At 64.7% G+C, this 15931-nt stretch carries 12 protein-coding genes and 1 tRNA gene; 10 read left to right on the top strand and 3 right to left on the bottom strand.

The features are described 5' to 3' along the window. The first annotated feature begins 51 nt into the window (after positions 1–51). The 8 genes from ALII_RS0105200 (at position 52) to ALII_RS21560 (ending at position 8354) form a co-directional block, all read left to right on the top strand. Positions 52–864, top strand: coding sequence for a formyltransferase family protein (locus ALII_RS0105200; RefSeq protein WP_081718899.1), 813 nt, complete (start codon positions 52–54; stop codon positions 862–864). Between the two features lie 10 nt (positions 865–874). Beyond that, a complete protein-coding gene (locus tag ALII_RS0105195) occupies positions 875–1273 on the top strand; it encodes a VanZ family protein (RefSeq protein ID WP_152529543.1) in 399 nt (132 codons plus the stop codon). Further along, entirely contained in the window at positions 1270–2163 is an 894-nt protein-coding gene (locus ALII_RS22640) for a hypothetical protein (RefSeq protein WP_024586262.1), read from the top strand. The genes ALII_RS0105195 and ALII_RS22640 overlap by 4 nt, the downstream gene beginning before the upstream one ends. A 5-nt stretch (positions 2164–2168) precedes the next feature. Next, positions 2169–3086, top strand: a complete 918-nt coding sequence (locus ALII_RS0105185) for an XrtA system polysaccharide deacetylase (protein WP_024586261.1) — start codon at positions 2169–2171, stop codon at positions 3084–3086. Then, positions 3083–4282 (top strand): glycosyltransferase, encoded by a 1200-nt coding sequence (locus ALII_RS0105180; protein ID WP_024586260.1) that lies wholly within the window; start codon positions 3083–3085, stop codon positions 4280–4282. The genes ALII_RS0105185 and ALII_RS0105180 overlap by 4 nt, the downstream gene beginning before the upstream one ends. Before the next feature lie 49 nt (positions 4283–4331). Further along, entirely contained in the window at positions 4332–6092 is a 1761-nt protein-coding gene (locus tag ALII_RS0105175) for a type I secretion system permease/ATPase (protein ID WP_024586259.1), read from the top strand. Positions 6093–6105: 13 nt separating this feature from the next. After that, positions 6106–7425, top strand: coding sequence for an HlyD family type I secretion periplasmic adaptor subunit (locus ALII_RS0105170; protein WP_051375778.1), 1320 nt, complete (start codon positions 6106–6108; stop codon positions 7423–7425). 194 nt (positions 7426–7619) lie between these two features. Next, positions 7620–8354: a response regulator transcription factor gene (locus ALII_RS21560; protein WP_024586257.1), complete on the top strand. Its 735-nt coding sequence runs from the start codon at positions 7620–7622 to the stop codon at positions 8352–8354. Between the two features lie 37 nt (positions 8355–8391). On the opposite strand, the gene ALII_RS21555 is transcribed toward ALII_RS21560, so the two are convergent. Together ALII_RS21555 and ALII_RS0105155 are read right to left on the bottom strand one after the other, a co-directional pair. Then, complete coding sequence (locus ALII_RS21555; RefSeq protein ID WP_024586256.1) at positions 8392–10377, bottom strand: Calx-beta domain-containing protein; 1986 nt, start codon at positions 10375–10377, stop codon at positions 8392–8394. A gap of 299 nt (positions 10378–10676) precedes the next feature. After that, positions 10677–10766: transfer RNA gene (locus ALII_RS0105155), tRNA-Ser, on the bottom strand. Between the two features lie 423 nt (positions 10767–11189). Here ALII_RS0105155 and ALII_RS0105150 point away from each other — a divergent pair. Beyond that, positions 11190–12308, top strand: coding sequence for a porin (locus ALII_RS0105150; protein ID WP_024586255.1), 1119 nt, complete (start codon positions 11190–11192; stop codon positions 12306–12308). A gap of 377 nt (positions 12309–12685) precedes the next feature. On the opposite strand, the gene ALII_RS0105145 is transcribed toward ALII_RS0105150, so the two are convergent. Further along, entirely contained in the window at positions 12686–14782 is a 2097-nt protein-coding gene (locus tag ALII_RS0105145) for a lytic transglycosylase domain-containing protein (RefSeq protein WP_029660217.1), read from the bottom strand. A 251-nt stretch (positions 14783–15033) separates the two neighbouring features. Between ALII_RS0105145 and dapA the strand changes: the two genes are divergently transcribed. Beyond that, complete coding sequence (dapA, locus tag ALII_RS0105140) at positions 15034–15915, top strand: 4-hydroxy-tetrahydrodipicolinate synthase (protein WP_024586253.1); 882 nt, start codon at positions 15034–15036, stop codon at positions 15913–15915. Positions 15916–15931 lie beyond the last annotated feature (16 nt).

The following is a 15931-nucleotide window of genomic DNA, read 5'->3' as shown; positions in this document are numbered from 1 at the left end:
TCAATCTATATTTCGGCGGCAAAATATTCGCAAATCAAGCGGGGGACGCAGATGGATTATCCTGCCGATGACAATGTTCGAATATTGCGGGCGGGTGGATCGGCACGACCGACCAGATTGTTGCTGGTGACCTCGGACGACCCGATCTACGTCATCGAATTCTTCCGAGTGTTCTTCGCTGAATTGCCGGAACGGGCATTCGACCTGAAGGCGATAGCGATCGATCATCCGTTTCGGGAATCGAAGATCGCTTCCTTCCGCAGGATCGCGGGAATGTACGGGCTGGCCGGTGCCGGCCGCCAGGTGCTTCGCTATGCGCGCGCCCGGCTGCGCCGCGAGACGATCTCCGAACTGGCTGCGGCGCAGGGCATCGAGGTGTTCGCGGTTTCTTCGGTCAACGACCCGGCTTTCATCGCGCATGTTCGGCGGATGGACGTGGACGTGATCGCATCCGTCGCGGCGCCAGAGATTTTCGGCTCCGACCTGCTGGGCGTGCCGCCGATGGGCTGCATCAACATCCATTCGGGTCGCCTGCCGCGCTATCGCGGCATGATGCCAACCTTCTGGCAGATGCAGCAGGGCGAACCGGAGGTCACCATCACCGTTCACCGGATGGTCGAAAAGCTCGACGCCGGAGACGTCCTGGGAACGCGGTCCTTTCCGCTCCGAAAGCGCGACACGCTGGATCGCGTCATCCGCGGGACCAAGCGCGAAGGCGCGCGGCTCCTGATCGAGGTGCTGACCGAGCTGCGCGAAGGTCGCAGTCGCGCCACGCCGCTGGACATGCGGCAGGCCTCCTACTTCACCTTCCCCGCTTATGCCGATGTCCGCGCGCTGCGCAGGCGCGGCCACCGGCTGTTGTGAGGCCTGCACGATGGCTCCGGGGGAGAGGTCACGCCCGCAATTTTCCGCGCCGACGATTTCTGTCGGCCTTGTCGTCGCGACGTTGCTGGTGTTGTCGCTGGTGCCTGTCTTCGGCGATTTGCGCACGGGCATCCCCGGCGAGATCGAGCATTTCGGCGCCTATCTCGTCTCCTCGATCATCATGGCCGCAGCGGTGCCGGGACGGCGTTTCGCCATCGCCGCCGGGCTCATCGCTCTCGCGCTCGCCTCCGAGGCGCTGCAGGCCTTCATACCCGGGCGAAGCGCCGCGTTCGGCGATGCGGTCGCGGGGTTCGTCGGCTCCGCCTGCGGCCTTTCGATCGACCAGTATGCGCGGCGGTGGCGAAAGAAACGGGCGCAAGCCGCCTTGTCGAAAGGACATTTGTCATGACGTTCAACACGCGCCCCGTCTCGTCCCGCATCAAGCTTGCCGCCGCGACCGCACTGGTTCTGGCTCTGTGCCAGACACCGGGCCTTGCCGGGCAGCGGCATATGGCGAGCAATTTGAAGGGCGATTTCGAAACCGCGAGACAGGACGGGTTCGATCTTGCCGACGTCGCAAGCATCGCAGTTCTGGAGAGCCTTCCGGACGGGATGAAGGGCGTGTTCTGGCTCGGCAACGGCTACAACACCGAATGCGCGTGGCGTCTCTCCGACGACGAGGTCGTCAGACAGGTTTCCGCTCTTGCCGGCCACCCGAAATTCAGCGGCATCTACTACATTTCCGATGAGCCGCATCCGGCCAAGTGTCCGGATGCGGCCGCACGCGTCGCCGAGCGATCGGAGCTGATCAGAAGCACGGACACTGCGGCGCGCACCTTCATCATCGTGCAGAACAGTTCGGCCGATCGTACCGAATTCGCGACCTTGAAGGATTCCGCCGACTATATCGGCGTTGCGCCGTACCCCTGCAACGTGAAGAACGCGACCACCGGCTGCGACATGAAGGCGTTGACGCAGCGCATCGACGAGGCCATCGCCGCCGGCATCACTCCCGACCGCATCGTGCCGGTCTTCCAGCTCTTCGGGCAGGAATGCGCGACCACCGAGACACCCTATTACCGGATGCCGAGCGGCGACGAGCTGGAACGCATGCTGGAGATCTGGGACCAGCGCGTTCCGCCTCCGGTGCGACCCTTTGCGATGGCGTATTCCTGGGGCGTCCAGGAGCGGACTGCCTGTCCGGCGCTAAGCCAGGCCGACGGCACGAGCTTCCCCGATCTTCGCGAAATCTTTTCAGCCTATATGGCCGGCCGCGTCGCGCGGCTGAAGACGGAGTAGGCCCGATGCGGCAGCCCGCCCAACGACGCGCCGCCGAAGTCGCGCTGTCGATCGACGTCGAGGACTGGTTCCACAGCGAAAACGTCAAGCGCGGCGTGTCGCGCGACAGTTGGGACCGGTGCGAGCCGCGCGTCGAGCGCAATACGATGCGGATGCTTGAAATCCTCGACGCCACCAACACGCGGGCGACCTTCTTCGTCCTCGGATGGGTCGCCGAGCGCAATGTGAATCTGGTGCGCGAGATCGCCGCCGCCGGCCATGAGGTCGCATCGCACGGCTTCGCCCACCAACTGGTCTATTCGCTTTCACCGGAGGCGTTTCGGCAGGACGTCAGCCGCGCCAAGGCCTTGCTGGAGGACATTGCCGGGCAGGAGGTGCGGGGCTATCGCGCTCCGTGCTTCTCGATCACGCCCTGGGCCATTCCGATCCTGCAGGAAACCGGCCACGCCTACGATTCCTCGATGGTGCCGACGGCCGCGCACGATCGCTACGGCAGCCTCGGCACGATCGACGACGGCAGCGACATTGCGGAACTGGGCGAGGGGTTCCACGAGGTTTGCGTCTCATGCCTGCGTTTCAGCCGGCGCGGCATTCCCTGGGGCGGGGGCGGCTATTTCCGTTTCGTGCCCTATGCGGCCTGGATGCGCGGCATCAACGTCATCCTGGCCGGCGGTCACCCTTATGTCTTCTACATCCATCCCTGGGAAATCGATCCCGGCCAGCCGCGCGTCGACGGTATGTCGGTGTTCAACACCTATCGCCAGCGCGTCAATCTCCATCGGTGCGAGGAGCGCTTCGAGGCGCTGTGCGCGCGTTTCCACTGGATGACGATCGGCGAGATGATCGAGCGCAGGCGCGGCGGCGCCGTTGCGATCGATCCGGCCATTCTTCCGCACGCTGAAGCAGGAGCCAGCCTTTCATGAAGACGCATGTGCTTTACGTCGGTGGCGAGGACCACAATTTGCGCATCCCGTTCATCCTGGCGATGCGCGATCGTGGCTTTCGCGTCTCGGCGGCGGGAAGCGGCGATGCCGCGCCCTTCGAGGCGGTCGGCATACCGTTTCATCCTTTCAGGTTCCATCGCTTCATCAATCCGCTGGCCGACATCGCCTCCCTCGCCAGCCTGTCGCGGCTCCTGCGCGAACTCCGGCCCGACATCGCGCAGGGATTCGACACGAAGCCGTGCCTCTACCTGCCGATGGCCGCAGGCCTCACCGGCCGGTCGGCGCCGGTTCGAACCATCTGCGGGCGCGCCTGGGTCTACTCGACCGGATCGCTGCTCGCCTGGTCCATGCGGCCGGTCTACCGGCTGCTGCACCGCGCCGCATCGCGCTTCACGGCCGCGACCGTCTTCGAGATCGAGGACGACCGCGCATTCTTCGAGGACTGCTCCATGGCGGGTCGAAACGGCCTCGTCATTCCCGGTGGTGGCGGCGGCGTCGACGTCGACGGTTTCGAACGCGCGCTGGAAGCTTCGCCTTCGCGCAGCCAGATGCGCCGGGCGCTCGGTCTCGGCAATGGCGAAATCGTCATGACCGTCACCCGTATGACGCGTCAAAAGGGCATCCCGACGCTGCTTAATGCGGCCGCGATCGTCCACCGGGAACGCCCCGACGTCCGGTTCGTGCTCGTCGGCCCACGCGAAAGCGAGGGACCGCTCGCGATATCGCAGGCCGAGATCGACGCACACGCGCCCTATGTCGTCGCGCTGGGTGCGCGAAGCGATGTGCCGGCCCTCCTGCGCGCGGCGGACCTCTTCGCATTCCCGACCGAATATCGCGAAGGCGTCCCGCGCGCGCTTCTGGAAGCCGGTCTTGCCGAACTGCCGGTCGTCGCGACGACCATTCCCGGATGCCGCGACGTGGTGGAAGACGGCGTCACCGGTTCCATCGTTCCCATGGGTTCGCCCGAAGCGCTGGCCAAGGGCATCCTCGCGCTGCTCACCGACAAGGAGCGCGCCGGCCGGATGGGCATGGCCGCGGCGCGGCGCGCGCGCAGCCGCTACAGTCTCGAGGCGATCGCCGACAGCCACGCGCGCCTCTACAACCAGTTGGACCGGGAGCGGCGGAAATCGCTCGAGCCCGTCGGCCAGCTTGCCGCCAGCGAGCCGCGTCCGTGACCCGCCATCCCCTCCACGACCTCTCTTCAACCGCCGGGCCTCGATCGCCATGCACGATGGCTCGCAGATAGGCGACCTTCTCGCGCGCTGCCGCAGGGCCATCCTGCCGCTGGTGCTGTTCACGGCCGGCATCAACGTTCTGATGCTGACAAGCGCGGTCTATATGCTGCAGATTTATGATCGCGTCCTGTCGAGCCACAGTCTCGAGACGCTGGCCGCGCTGACGGCCATTGCGTTGGTTGCGCTGATGACGATGGCCGCCCTCGAGGCGGTGCGCAGCCGAATCCTCGTCAAGGTCGGAACGTGGCTCGGGCGACGGCTGGCGCCGCTGGTCCTGCGCAGCGCTGTCGCGGAGGAGGCCGGCGGCCAGCGAACCCGGTCGACATCGGCCTTGCGCGACGCCGAGCAATTGCGCGCCTTTCTCTCCGGTCCGGCGGTCACGCCTCTCCTCGACGCGCCATGGGCGCCGATCTTTCTGGCCGTCATCTTCCTCATCCACCCGATCCTGGGTTTCTTCGCCTGCGCCGGTGCCGTTCTTCTCTTCGCGCTCGCGATCTGCGCCGAACTCCTGACGCGCCGTGCCATCGATCATGCCGCAACCGGCCAGCGCCTGATGTACGGGCAAGCCGAGAACGTGCTGCGCAACGCCGAGGCGATCGAGGCCATGGGCATGTTGAACGGCTTTCTCCGCCGCTGGCAGCGCGAGGTCGACACGGCGTCGAATGCGCATGAACGGGCGGGAAACCGCGCCGGGTACATCCAGTCGATCGCGCGCTTTTTGCGCTTCTGCCTGCAGGTCGGCATCCTGGGCTTGGGTGCCTGGCTGGTCCTGCGCCAGGAAATCCTTCCGGGCGCCATGGTCGCTGCATCGATCATTCTCGGCCGCGCCATGGCGCCTGTCGAGCAGGCCATCGGGGCGGTGAAATCCGTTCAGACCACGCGGGCGGCCTATCGCCGGCTGAAGACGCTGGGCGAGGTGACGCCGCCGGCGCGCGAGCACCTGCCCCTGCCGCGTCCGGAAGGTCGACTGCGCGTCGAGCATCTCGTGATCCGCCTGCCGGGCGCCAACCGCGCCATCCTCGACAATGTCAGCTTCCGGCTCGAGCCGGGCGAAAGCCTTGGCATCGTGGGCTCGACGGCGTCGGGCAAATCCTCGCTGGCGCGCGCGCTCGTCGGCGCGTGGAGACCGACATTGGGTGCCGTGCGCCTGGACAATATGGACGTCGCCCAATGGGCGGCCGGCGACCGCGGCAAATATGTCGGCTATCTTCCCCAGGACGTGGAACTGGTCGGCAATACCGTCGGCGAGGCCATCGCCCGCCTGGACGACGTCGCCGATCCCGCAGTCGCCAGCGCCGTGATCGCGGCTGCGCGGCTGGCAAACCTGCACGAAACGATCAAGGCCCTGCCGAAGGGCTACGAGACCGAGATCGGCGATGGCGGCGTCTATCTTTCCGGTGGCCAGCGTCAACGCATCGGCTTTGCCCGCGCGCTCTACGGCGCCCCGGCGCTGATCGTCCTCGACGAGCCCAATGCCAATCTCGACCGCGAGGGTGAGGAAGCGCTCGTCGAGACCATCGCCGCCCTGAAGGCGCAGGCCTGCACCATGGTCATCGTCGCCCACCGGCCGCGTATCCTCGAGACGGTCGATCACCTGCTCGTACTCGAGCAAGGTCGAATGGAGTTGTTCGGCCCGCGTCCCGAGGTTCTCGCACGGCTCGCCATGGCAGCGCAGCCCGTGCCCTCGATCGTGCGCGCACAGGCCGTCAGGGGTCGGCGCGGGCCTCTGGCCGCAATGTCGGAAGGGTGAGGGAGGTCCACCGATGCCGCCCGCCATTGCGTTCGATCATCATTCCGCCGACCGGCTTAGGCTTGGCGGGTTAACCTTTGCGGGATTCGTGATCTCAGGCGCGTTCTTCCTCGCGTTCGGCGGCTGGGCAGCAACCGTGCCGTTGAGCAGCGCGATCGTGACGACAGGCGTGGTGGAGGTCGAAAACCAACGCAAGCTCGTCCAGCATTTCGAAGGCGGCATCGTCGCCGAACTCGCCGCGCGCGAAGGCCAGCACGTGGACGCGGGCGAATTGCTGATAGCGCTCGACACGACGCAGCCCCGCGCACGCCTCGATCTTCTGGAGGGGCGGTTGGCCAACCGGCTCGCGCTTGCTGCTCGCCTTCGCGCGGAGCGTGACGAACAGCCCGTCGTCACGTTCCCGCATGACGATCCTGCCATGGCGACACAGCCGGGACGCGATGCCGTCGAGGTGCAGACCGCGCTGTTCGACGCACGCCGGCGCGCGCTGGCGGGGCGGACCGCGATCCTGCAAAAGCGGATGGAGCAGACGGGGGAGGAGATCGTCGGTCTCGAACAACTCGTCGCTGCCCATGACAGGCTGATCGGAACGCTGCAGGACGAGGCCGGCGATCTGGAGGGGCTGTTCGACCAGGGTCTGACGACGCGGGAGCGCTACATGGCGCTGCGCCGTCGGGAAGCGGAGATGGAAGGCGAGCGCGCGGTGCATATCGCAGCCATCGCCCGCGCCAGGAAATCCATCTCCGAGCTCGAACAGCAGATCGCCGAACTCGGCGTGACGCGCCTCAACGAGGCCGTGGAGGAACTGAGCAAGGTCGAGGCCGATCTCGTCGACCTGCAGCAACAGGTCCTTGCCGCGACCGACGTGCTGCGCCGCGCCGCGATCCGGGCGCCGCTCGCGGGCACGATCATGAACCTCAAGGTTCACTCCACCTGGGGCGTCGTCAGCCCCGGCGAACCGCTGATGGAGATCGTGCCGATTGACCCGAAGCTTGTTCTCAAGGCGCAGATCAGGCCCGAAGACGTGGACGAGGTGATGGTCGGGCAAGCGGTCGAAGTACGGCTGCGCTCGCGCGACGGGCTCGACCATCCCGCCTTCATCGGCTCGGTGCGCGGCGTGTCCGGCGACCGCTTCGTAGACGAGCGCACCGGCCAGGGTTACTTCACGGCGCTGATCGACGTCGATGCACGTCGACCGACGACGTCTTCATCCTTCGAGATACTTCCCGGCATGAATGCCGATGTGTCGATCGTGGTGGGAAGTCGAACCTTTTTTCAATACCTTACCGGCCCTTTGCAACGACGGCTCAGCATGTCGATGCGCGAACACTAGGATGATCTCGGGGATCGACAGGGGTTATTAATGAAAAAAGACTAGATAAATTTAGTTACCAATAAATTTCAAATGAGTACCAATTACAAATTGCGACTGATATTTAGCCGCGTTACAATTTCCGTATTCTGAAAATGATCGGGGGCAATTGAGGGAGCTTGGCGTGCATGACTGCGAATTGAGGGAGATCGCACATGCTGAATCCGACCAATATTGTGATCATCGAGCAAAACGAGATCTACCGGGCTGGTCTGTTGTATGTTCTGCACCAGGGCGGTTTCGAAAACTGCAGCGCGATTTCGTCGCTGGAAGAACTCGACAGCCACGCGCCGGCGCATTCCGGCAAGGTTCTCTTCCTTGCCGAAATAGGCAGCGACGAGGAAGCGATATCCGCGGGCATCGAGTTCATCAATCATGCGTGCCCTAACGCGTTGATCGTCATCGTTTCCGACTTTATCAGCGACAGACAAATCGCCACCGCGTTGCGGGCGGGGGCCGATGGCCTCGTTTTCAAGTTCGTGGCGCCGCAGGTGCTGACCAAGTCTGTCGAACTCGTTCTGCTCGGACAGCCCGTCTTTCCGATGCAGGTCGTCGAGGCGATGCAATCCCGCCGGTCGGCGGGTTCCGTTGATCCGATCGAGCTGCGCAACGCGCTCGACCGCCTGTCGAAGCGGGAAATGGAAGTCCTGAGATACATGTGCATGGGCAACGCCAACAAGGTGATCGCGCGGTCTGCCGGCATTTCCGAAGCGACCGTCAAAGTCCACGTCAAGGCGATCTTGCGCAAGCTTGGCGCACGCAACCGCACGGAAGCGGCGCTCTGGGCCTGGCCGCACGGCCTGTCCGGCGACGCGCCGCGACCCGATCGCGGCGACGCGAGCAATGCGGCAGGCGGACATAGGGACCCGGTATTTCACCACGACCATTGATCGAAAGCACGGTTCCCGGCGGCGGCGGATGATTTCATCACGCCCATTCGCGCGGCTCGGTCATAGCCATGAAAACGGGCGCGGGATCGTCGCCAAGATCGATCTCGATGATCCGCCCGTCATTGACATGGCTCCATCCGAAATCGGCGACGTAGAGATTGGTGCCGCCGGACCCGTCGCTTGCAGGCGCAAGCTCCAGATCCTTGACGTTGACGCGCGTGTTGTTGGTGGGGTGGCGGAACTGCGCGAGGACGTCGATCGTCTCGACGATGGCACCGCTGCGATCCACCTGCCAGATCGTCGCGCTGAAGCCGCCGCCGACGAAGAACGTGTCGGAACGCGGGTCATAGACCAGCGCCTCGGGATCGAGAATCTCGGCCGGCAGCAGGATGGTGCTGTAAAGCTGGGTTCCGTTCAGGTTCGTTTCCACGATCGTGCGCGACTCGCCATTGACGATGAACAGCCGCCCGTTCGCCGCATCGATCGCGAGGTCCTCCGGGTCGTCGCCGCCGACGGCAAGTGTATTGAAACTGCCCAGGCGCACCGTGGGATTGGCCGGATTGACCCAGTAGACCAACATCTCGTCATCGTCGGAAATATAGAGGCGGCCGCTGGTCGGATCGAAGGCGAGGCCTGTCGCCTCATCGGTGAAGTTGAGATTGAAGGATTGCTGCAACGTACCGTTCAGGCTGAACGCGTAAAGGTCCGTCGGTGAGTTGAAGGGCGCCTCGTCGACTTCCGAATCCGACAGGAAGAGGCGGCCGAGCCCCGCGTGGTAGGCAATGCCCGAGGGATCGGGAATCCCGAGCGCAGCCGTATCGATGGCATTCACCACGCGCGGGGCCTCGTCGCTGATCTGGGCGCCGGCCGCACCGCCGACGACGTCGAGCGCATGCCCGCTCGAGGCAAGCTGTGCGGAGTTGATCTGAAGCGAGAAGGTCTCGGTGCCTTCGGCGATGTTGTCGTCGATGAGGTCGATCCCGACATGGACGCTGGTCGTGCCGGCGGCGATGACGATCTGGCCGGACACCACTGCGCCAAAGTCGCTGCCGCCCGTCGCCGTGCCGTTGACCGTGCTGTAGGTGACGATGACGTCCTCGCGCGCGGGACCGTCAAGGCTGATCAGGAAGTAGACCTTGCCCGCGTCCTCGTCGATCGCTGTCGCGCTCGTCGCCTCCGCAGATATGGCGGGCGTGTTGTCCATGATGCGGAAATGCGCCGCAGTCACAACTGCGCCCGGGCTCAGCGTGGCAAGCGTGATCCTTCCGACCGATCCAGTGCCGTCGGGGTCCCAGTAGAGAATGTTGTTGGCAGGGTTGTAGATGAACTGGCCGTGGCCCGCGCTCGTCGCCGCAGCGCCGGTCACGAAATAGCCGGCGGCAAGAGCTCCGCCCGTCAATCCGTTGCCCTCGGTCAGGCCGTAATCGGCGGCGAACACGCCGATGCTGTCGGCGGCCTCGAAATCATAGATCCGGTCCGCGCTGCTTGCATCGGGAACGCCCAGGACGAACACGTCGGCGCCGGTACCGCCGGTCAGGTAGTCCTTGCCGGCGCCGCCGACGAGGATGTCGTCGCCGTCATAGCCGTAGAGGATGTCCGAGCCGCCGAGGCCGCTGAGCACGTTGGCGCTGGCGTTGCCCTTCAGCGTGTTGGCAAGCTCGTTGCCGGTGCCGTCGATCGAGGCGGTGCCGAGGAGCTCGAGCTTTTCGATGTGATTGCCGAGCCGATAGCTGATCGTCGACTGGACGTAGTCCACGCCGCCTGAATCGACGCCGGCAACCTCCTCCTCGTTGACGATGTCGCCTGGGTCGTCGACCCGGTAGATATCGTCGCCCGCGCCGCCGAACATGGTATCGCGGCCCTGGCCGCCATCCAGCAGGTCGTTGCCTGCGCCGCCGAAGAGCCAGTCGTCGCCGGCCTGACCGTAAAGGCGATCCTTGCCGCCATAGCCGTAAATCCAGTCCGTGCCGCCTGTGCCGATGAGATCTTCGTCGGCGCTCGTGCCGTATTTGTACCTGATCATTGGCAGTCACTCCCCATGCGGGCTGTGTGGGGGCGGAGTTGCGTCCCAGACAAACAGCCGAGCCACCGTGGCGTGGCACCCATGGCGTACCTGCGCCCCAACCGGATCGTTGCTCATCCAAAGCTAAGCGCACGCGCTGGCGATGCCATTGCGAATGGGAAGTAGACCGATGCGTTTTGGGGGTACGACCACTCTGCAACGACTACAAAGCTCGCAGACGTTGATGCTGTCCGGCAAGGCGGCGATTGGTGCCGACCACGGAACTGCCGGCTTCAGATGGCGGAGAGACCCACAAAGGGTGGCGGAGAGGATGGGATTCGAACCCACGAGACCCTTCCGGGTCTACTCCCTTAGCAGGGGAGCGCCTTCGACCACTCGGCCACCTCTCCGGTGACCCGGTCGATAAAGAAGTCGGTCCGCACAATCAATACGGACATTCAACGCAAGCGCGGAAAAACGACTCGATTCGAACGATTCGGACATTCACGGCTGATTCCACGGATCGGAATGGCCTTCGACGACGCGCTTGAGCCTCGTTGCGGCCCGTGCGCGCGCCACAGCTATTAATAGAGCGTAAAGGCGAGGGGGCAAAACGTGGCTTTTGTGCAACAAGGCCTGTGCATAGGGGGTATCGAACGGCCCGGATGGTGCAAACGCGGTTGATCGGGGAGCGGTCCTGCGTATTGTCATGATCGAAGAAGGGGCGGCGAAACACGCTTCCTTTTTCTGAGATTGGGGATGGGGCAGGGAAACGCTGTCCTTCAGCAAAAAGAGCCCAGACCCGCTTAACAACTTTTGACTGGAGGTCAGAAATGAACATTAAGAGCCTTCTTCTCGGCTCCGCTGCTGGACTGGTTGCCGTTTCCGGTGCCCAGGCTGCCGACGCCATCGTTTACGCCGAGCCGGAGCCCGTTGAGTACGTTCGCGTTTGCGACATGTACGGCGCTGGCTTCTTCTACATCCCGGGCACCGAGACCTGCCTTCAGGTTTCCGGCCTCGTCTGGTACCAGATGGGTGCTGCCGACGAAGCCCCGAACTACCACGGCTTCGCTGCCGACCGCTGGAACAAGTCGACCCGCGCTCGCGTCAACTTCGACGCCCGTTCGGACACCGAGTGGGGCACGCTGCGCGGCTACGTCCGTCTGCAGGGTGACTTCAACGCCTTCTCGAACCTGAACGGCCCGCTTTCCAGCCGCACCGGTTCGTCGGACGGTCGTGGCACCATCGGCTTCGATCAGGCCTTCCTCGAGCTCGGCGGCTTCCGCGCTGGTTACACCGAATCCGCGTGGGTTGCCTCGCAGGGCGCCGGCGTTGCTCAGTTCGGTTCGCACACCTGGGGTGGTCTCTCCTATGGCTACCAGCAGCGTCAGCTGATCTCGTACACCTTCGGTGGCGCTTCGGGCTTCGCAGCCACGATCGCTCTCGAAGACGATGCGAACGACAACTTCACGCCTGACGTCGTCGGCGTCGTGTCGTACAATCAGGCTTGGGGCGGCGTCTGGGCAAAGGGTGCCTATGATGAAGACCGCGGCACCAACCTCGTCGAAGTCGACGATGGCGGCTGGGCTGCTCAGGCTGGTCTCCAGCTGAACGTCCCGAACGCACCGGGCTCCTCGTTCCGCCTCATCGGCTACTATGCCGACAACGCGAACGCCTACTCGGTCGGCTCGGAATGGTCGGTTCTGGCTTCCTACCGCCAGCAGTTCTCGCAGACCATCGCTGCTTCGGTCGGCGCTCAGTACTTCAGCAACATCCACGACTTCGGCCCGGCCCTCGGCACCGAGACGGACCTGGACGGCTGGCAGGCTGAAGCTGCTCTGATCTGGACCCCGGTCACGAACTTCGAAGTTCGCGCTGAGTACGTCTACACGGACATCGACCTTCGTCCGTCGACCAACTCGGGCTTCCTGCGTCTGCAGCGCTCGTTCTAAGACCGATCTGGTCCTAGTTTGAATGAAGAACCCGGCGGGCAACCGCCGGGTTCTTTCTGTTTTGGGGTCGACCGGCTGGCGAAATCGGTCGCCTCCGCGATGCATCGGATGGCGGCGCCGCTGCCTTTGCCCGGTGTTCGACCATCTTCCGCGTTGGACAGATTTATCAGATGACGCGTTAGGGATTGGCTTTGGTTAAGCAGGTCCGCGGATCGACTTGGCCTGTTGCGGCCATCTACCGACAGGTGAGCACTTCAGTTCTGCGCGAATGGCGCTGCTCCGCTTGTTGCGCATGACAACGGATCGGAACGATCCAAAGCAAAAGGCGGACCCGAGGGCCCGCCTTTCGCGATTTCCCGATCGTGGAACCGGAACTCTTACCTGCGACCACCGACGAGGTCGGCGACGACGTCGGTCCGGCCCGACAGGCGCATCTTGTAGACCTGGTAGTTTTCCATCACGCGCTGCACGTAGGAACGTGTCTCGTGGAAGGGGATGCGCTCGATCCAGTCGACGACTGCATCGATGTTCTGTCCGCGCGGATCGCCATAGCGGCCGACCCATTGGGCGGCGCGGTTCGGGCCGGCATTGTAGCCCGCGAAGGTCAGGATGTAGGAGCCGTTGAAGCGGTCGAGCTGTTCGCCGAGATAGGCGGCGCCGAGCGCGGCATTGTACCCGGCATCGCGGGTGAGGCGGGCCTGGTCGTAGGAAACGCCGACCTTGCGCGCCATGTCGCGGGCCGTTCCCGGCAGCAATTGCAGGATACCGAGCGCACCCGCGCCCGAACGGGCCGAGATGTTGAACTCGCTCTCCTGACGGGCGATTGCATAGGCAAGCGCCTTTCCGGCCGCCGAGATGTTGGCATTGCCCGGAATGGCGCCGACGGGATGCGCCAGCGCTCCGACATCGAGGCCGCGACCCGCCGCCCATTTGCCGACGCGCAGCGCAAGCGGATGATCGCCGCGCCGCTCGGCCATGACGGCGAGAAGTGCCAGCTCGCCGGTGCTGTCGAGCTGCAGCGCCAGGTCGCGATAGAGCGTGTTCGCCCGGCCCTGGTGACCGGCACGCTCAAGGCGGCGAATCGCTTGCACTGCTTGCCGGCCCTCGAAATTGCGGCGGTCAGCGTCGCTGGGCGACGGGAAGCTTGCCGAAACGGTCGTGGCGCCGAGCTTGGCGGCGGCAAGCTGGCCGTAAAACGCCGTCCCGTAGCGCGCCGCGCGCTGGTAGTGGTCGCGTGCATTGCCCGGGCCGCCGGCCTCGGCGGCGCGTCCCAGCCAGTAATGACCGCGCGACAGGGAAATCGGTCCTTCGGCGATCTGGACGATTCGCGAGAAATGCCGGTTGGCCGTCGCCGCATCGTTGAGGAAGCGCAACGCATACCAGCCGGCATGGAATTCGGCGTCGACGGCATTGGCCGGGCTGTCCACCTGCTGAGCGGCGGCAACCTGATAGGCGAGGCGATTTTCGCCGAGATCAAGCAATTCGCGCGAGAGGACGCGTCTTTCGATCCACCACGCGTCGGCATTGACGAGCGAGGCCGCGTCCTTGGGTGCCTGGAGAACGACCTGGGCGGCCTCCTTATAGCGTTCGGCGCGGCGAAGGTGCCGTGCCTGCGCGAAGTAGAAGCCGGCCTTGCGCTGGGCCTGCGGCACGGCGGCAAGAAGCTTGCCGGCATTCGATTCGCCACGGATCACGGCGGCCCAGGCGCGCGTCAGCGCTTCGCCGCCGGCAAGACCTGCGACGCGCTCGGCCGAAGTGACGCGATCGATGTGGAGCATCCGCTCCATGCGATGCCAGTGATCCGCGGCCGTCAGAAGGCGGCCGAATTCGCGCACCATCGCGGCTTCTTCGCGGGGCTCGATGCGCTCGTTGCGCCAATAGGGCGCCAGAACGGCCTTCGCGGCCTGCGTGTTGCCGACGGCCAGATGCGCCCGCGTCAAGGCGATCGTGCCTTCCGGCGTTTCGGGTTGCGTGTCGCCGAAAGCGCGCAGCACGCCCTGCGGGCCCGGGTTTTCCCGCAGGAGCGCCCGCTCGGAATTGGCGCGCAACCGCGACATGCCCGGCCAGCCCTTGAGTGCGAATGCCGCCTGCGCGATTTCGCCGGAGGGCACGCCATCGGCGCCGCTCGTGGCGATCGCCCAGGAGAGAATCTGGCGGTCCAGCGAATTCGACGGCAGGTTGTCCCGGGTAACGCGGGCGCGGGAGATGTTGCCCGACTGCAAGGCGTCGAGCCCGGCCTTGAGCTTGGAAATATCGCCGCTGACGACGAGATCGGTTGCCATTGCGGCTGCCGACTGCGCCACGACCGAACCGGTCGTAAATGCGCTGTCGACGCCCGTCGCAGCAGCCTGGTAGGGGCGCTGTCCGGGAATCGGCGGGTTGGACGGCAGTACCGGATTGGCGAGCGCCAGCCCGGGAAGGAGGGCGAGGGTCAAGCCGGTAAGCGCGACGCGGGTCCTGAGTGTTGCCTGCATTCTTTAGGTCCTGGGTCGTTCGTCATGGACAGGTAGGTTAACGAGACACCCATGCTAGGGGCTGTGGGTGAAGACGACGTAAACGATTGGTTATCGCCATCGTTCAAATGCGCCGCGCTCATGGCCGGCGCGCGTTGAATTCCGCTTCGTCCCAACGCCAAGACTATGGTGCATCCGCCGCCGATCGTCTAGAAGGCGGGCAGAATAGCCGTTTTCCGCTTGCCAAGTGCCTATCCAGGAGCTTTGAGATCATGTTCACAGGTTCGATGACCGCGCTCGTGACCCCGTTCACCAAGGACGGCGCCCTGGATGAGAAAGCCTTCCGCGAACTCGTGGAATGGCAGATCGGCGAAGGCACGAACGGCCTGGTGCCGGTCGGGACGACGGGTGAATCGCCGACGCTGAGCCATGAAGAACACCGCCGCGTCGTCGAGATCTGCGTCGAGGTGGCCGCAGGTCGCGTCCCGGTCATTGCCGGCGCGGGCTCGAATTCGACCACGGAAGCCGTCGAACTGGCGAAGTTCGCCGAAAAGACCGGCGCGGACGCGGTTCTCGTCGTCACGCCCTATTACAACAAGCCCAACCAGCGCGGGCTCTACGCGCATTTCGCCGAAGTGGCGAAGGCTGTGAAGCTGCCCGTCATCATCTACAACATCCCCCCGCGCTCGGTGATCGACATGACGCCCGAGACGATGGGACGGCTTGCCAAAGACTTTTCGAACATCGTCGGCGTCAAGGATGCGACAGCGAAGATCGAGCGCGTCTCCGAACAGCGCATCACCTGCGGGCCCGACTTCATCCAGCTTTCCGGCGAGGACGCATCGGCGCTCGGCTTCAACGCACATGGCGGGCAGGGGGCGATTTCGGTCACCTCCAACATCGCGCCGCGTCTCTGCGCCGAATTCCAGCGCGCCTCGCTCGCCGGCGACCGCGAGCGCGCGATCGAATTGCAGGACCGGCTGATGCCACTCCACAAGGCAATTTTCATCGAGGCGGGCGTGACCGGCGCGAAATATGCGCTGTCGCGCCTTGGGAAAGCGCAGAACGTCGTTCGGATGCCGCTCGTCACGATCGAGGAGTCGACGGCGAAGGCGATCGACGCCGCGATGGTTCATGCCGGGCTGATGAACTGATGCCGGCTTTTCGCGT

It is taken from the genome of Aliihoeflea sp. 2WW, from assembly GCF_000497755.1.
Classification (GTDB): Bacteria; Pseudomonadota; Alphaproteobacteria; order Rhizobiales; family Rhizobiaceae; genus Aliihoeflea.
This window is presented reverse-complemented; position numbering and strand designations above follow the sequence as displayed.

Bases quoted from the DNA above. Each gene is read 5' to 3' on its own strand.
- ALII_RS0105145 (WP_029660217.1), bottom strand. From the start codon at position 14,782: ATGCAGGCAACACTCAGGACCCGCGTCGCGCTTACCGGCTTGACCCTC.
- dapA (WP_024586253.1), top strand. From the start codon at position 15,034: ATGTTCACAGGTTCGATGACCGCGCTCGTGACCCCGTTCACCAAGGAC.
- ALII_RS0105170 (WP_051375778.1), top strand. From the start codon at position 6,106: ATGCCGCCCGCCATTGCGTTCGATCATCATTCCGCCGACCGGCTTAGG.
- ALII_RS22640 (WP_024586262.1), top strand. From the start codon at position 1,270: ATGACGTTCAACACGCGCCCCGTCTCGTCCCGCATCAAGCTTGCCGCC.
- ALII_RS21555 (WP_024586256.1), bottom strand. From the start codon at position 10,377: ATGATCAGGTACAAATACGGCACGAGCGCCGACGAAGATCTCATCGGC.
- ALII_RS0105185 (WP_024586261.1), top strand. From the start codon at position 2,169: ATGCGGCAGCCCGCCCAACGACGCGCCGCCGAAGTCGCGCTGTCGATC.
- ALII_RS0105195 (WP_152529543.1), top strand. From the start codon at position 875: ATGGCTCCGGGGGAGAGGTCACGCCCGCAATTTTCCGCGCCGACGATT.
- ALII_RS21560 (WP_024586257.1), top strand. From the start codon at position 7,620: ATGCTGAATCCGACCAATATTGTGATCATCGAGCAAAACGAGATCTAC.
- ALII_RS0105200 (WP_081718899.1), top strand. From the start codon at position 52: ATGGATTATCCTGCCGATGACAATGTTCGAATATTGCGGGCGGGTGGA.
- ALII_RS0105175 (WP_024586259.1), top strand. From the start codon at position 4,332: ATGCACGATGGCTCGCAGATAGGCGACCTTCTCGCGCGCTGCCGCAGG.
- ALII_RS0105180 (WP_024586260.1), top strand. From the start codon at position 3,083: ATGAAGACGCATGTGCTTTACGTCGGTGGCGAGGACCACAATTTGCGC.
- ALII_RS0105150 (WP_024586255.1), top strand. From the start codon at position 11,190: ATGAACATTAAGAGCCTTCTTCTCGGCTCCGCTGCTGGACTGGTTGCC.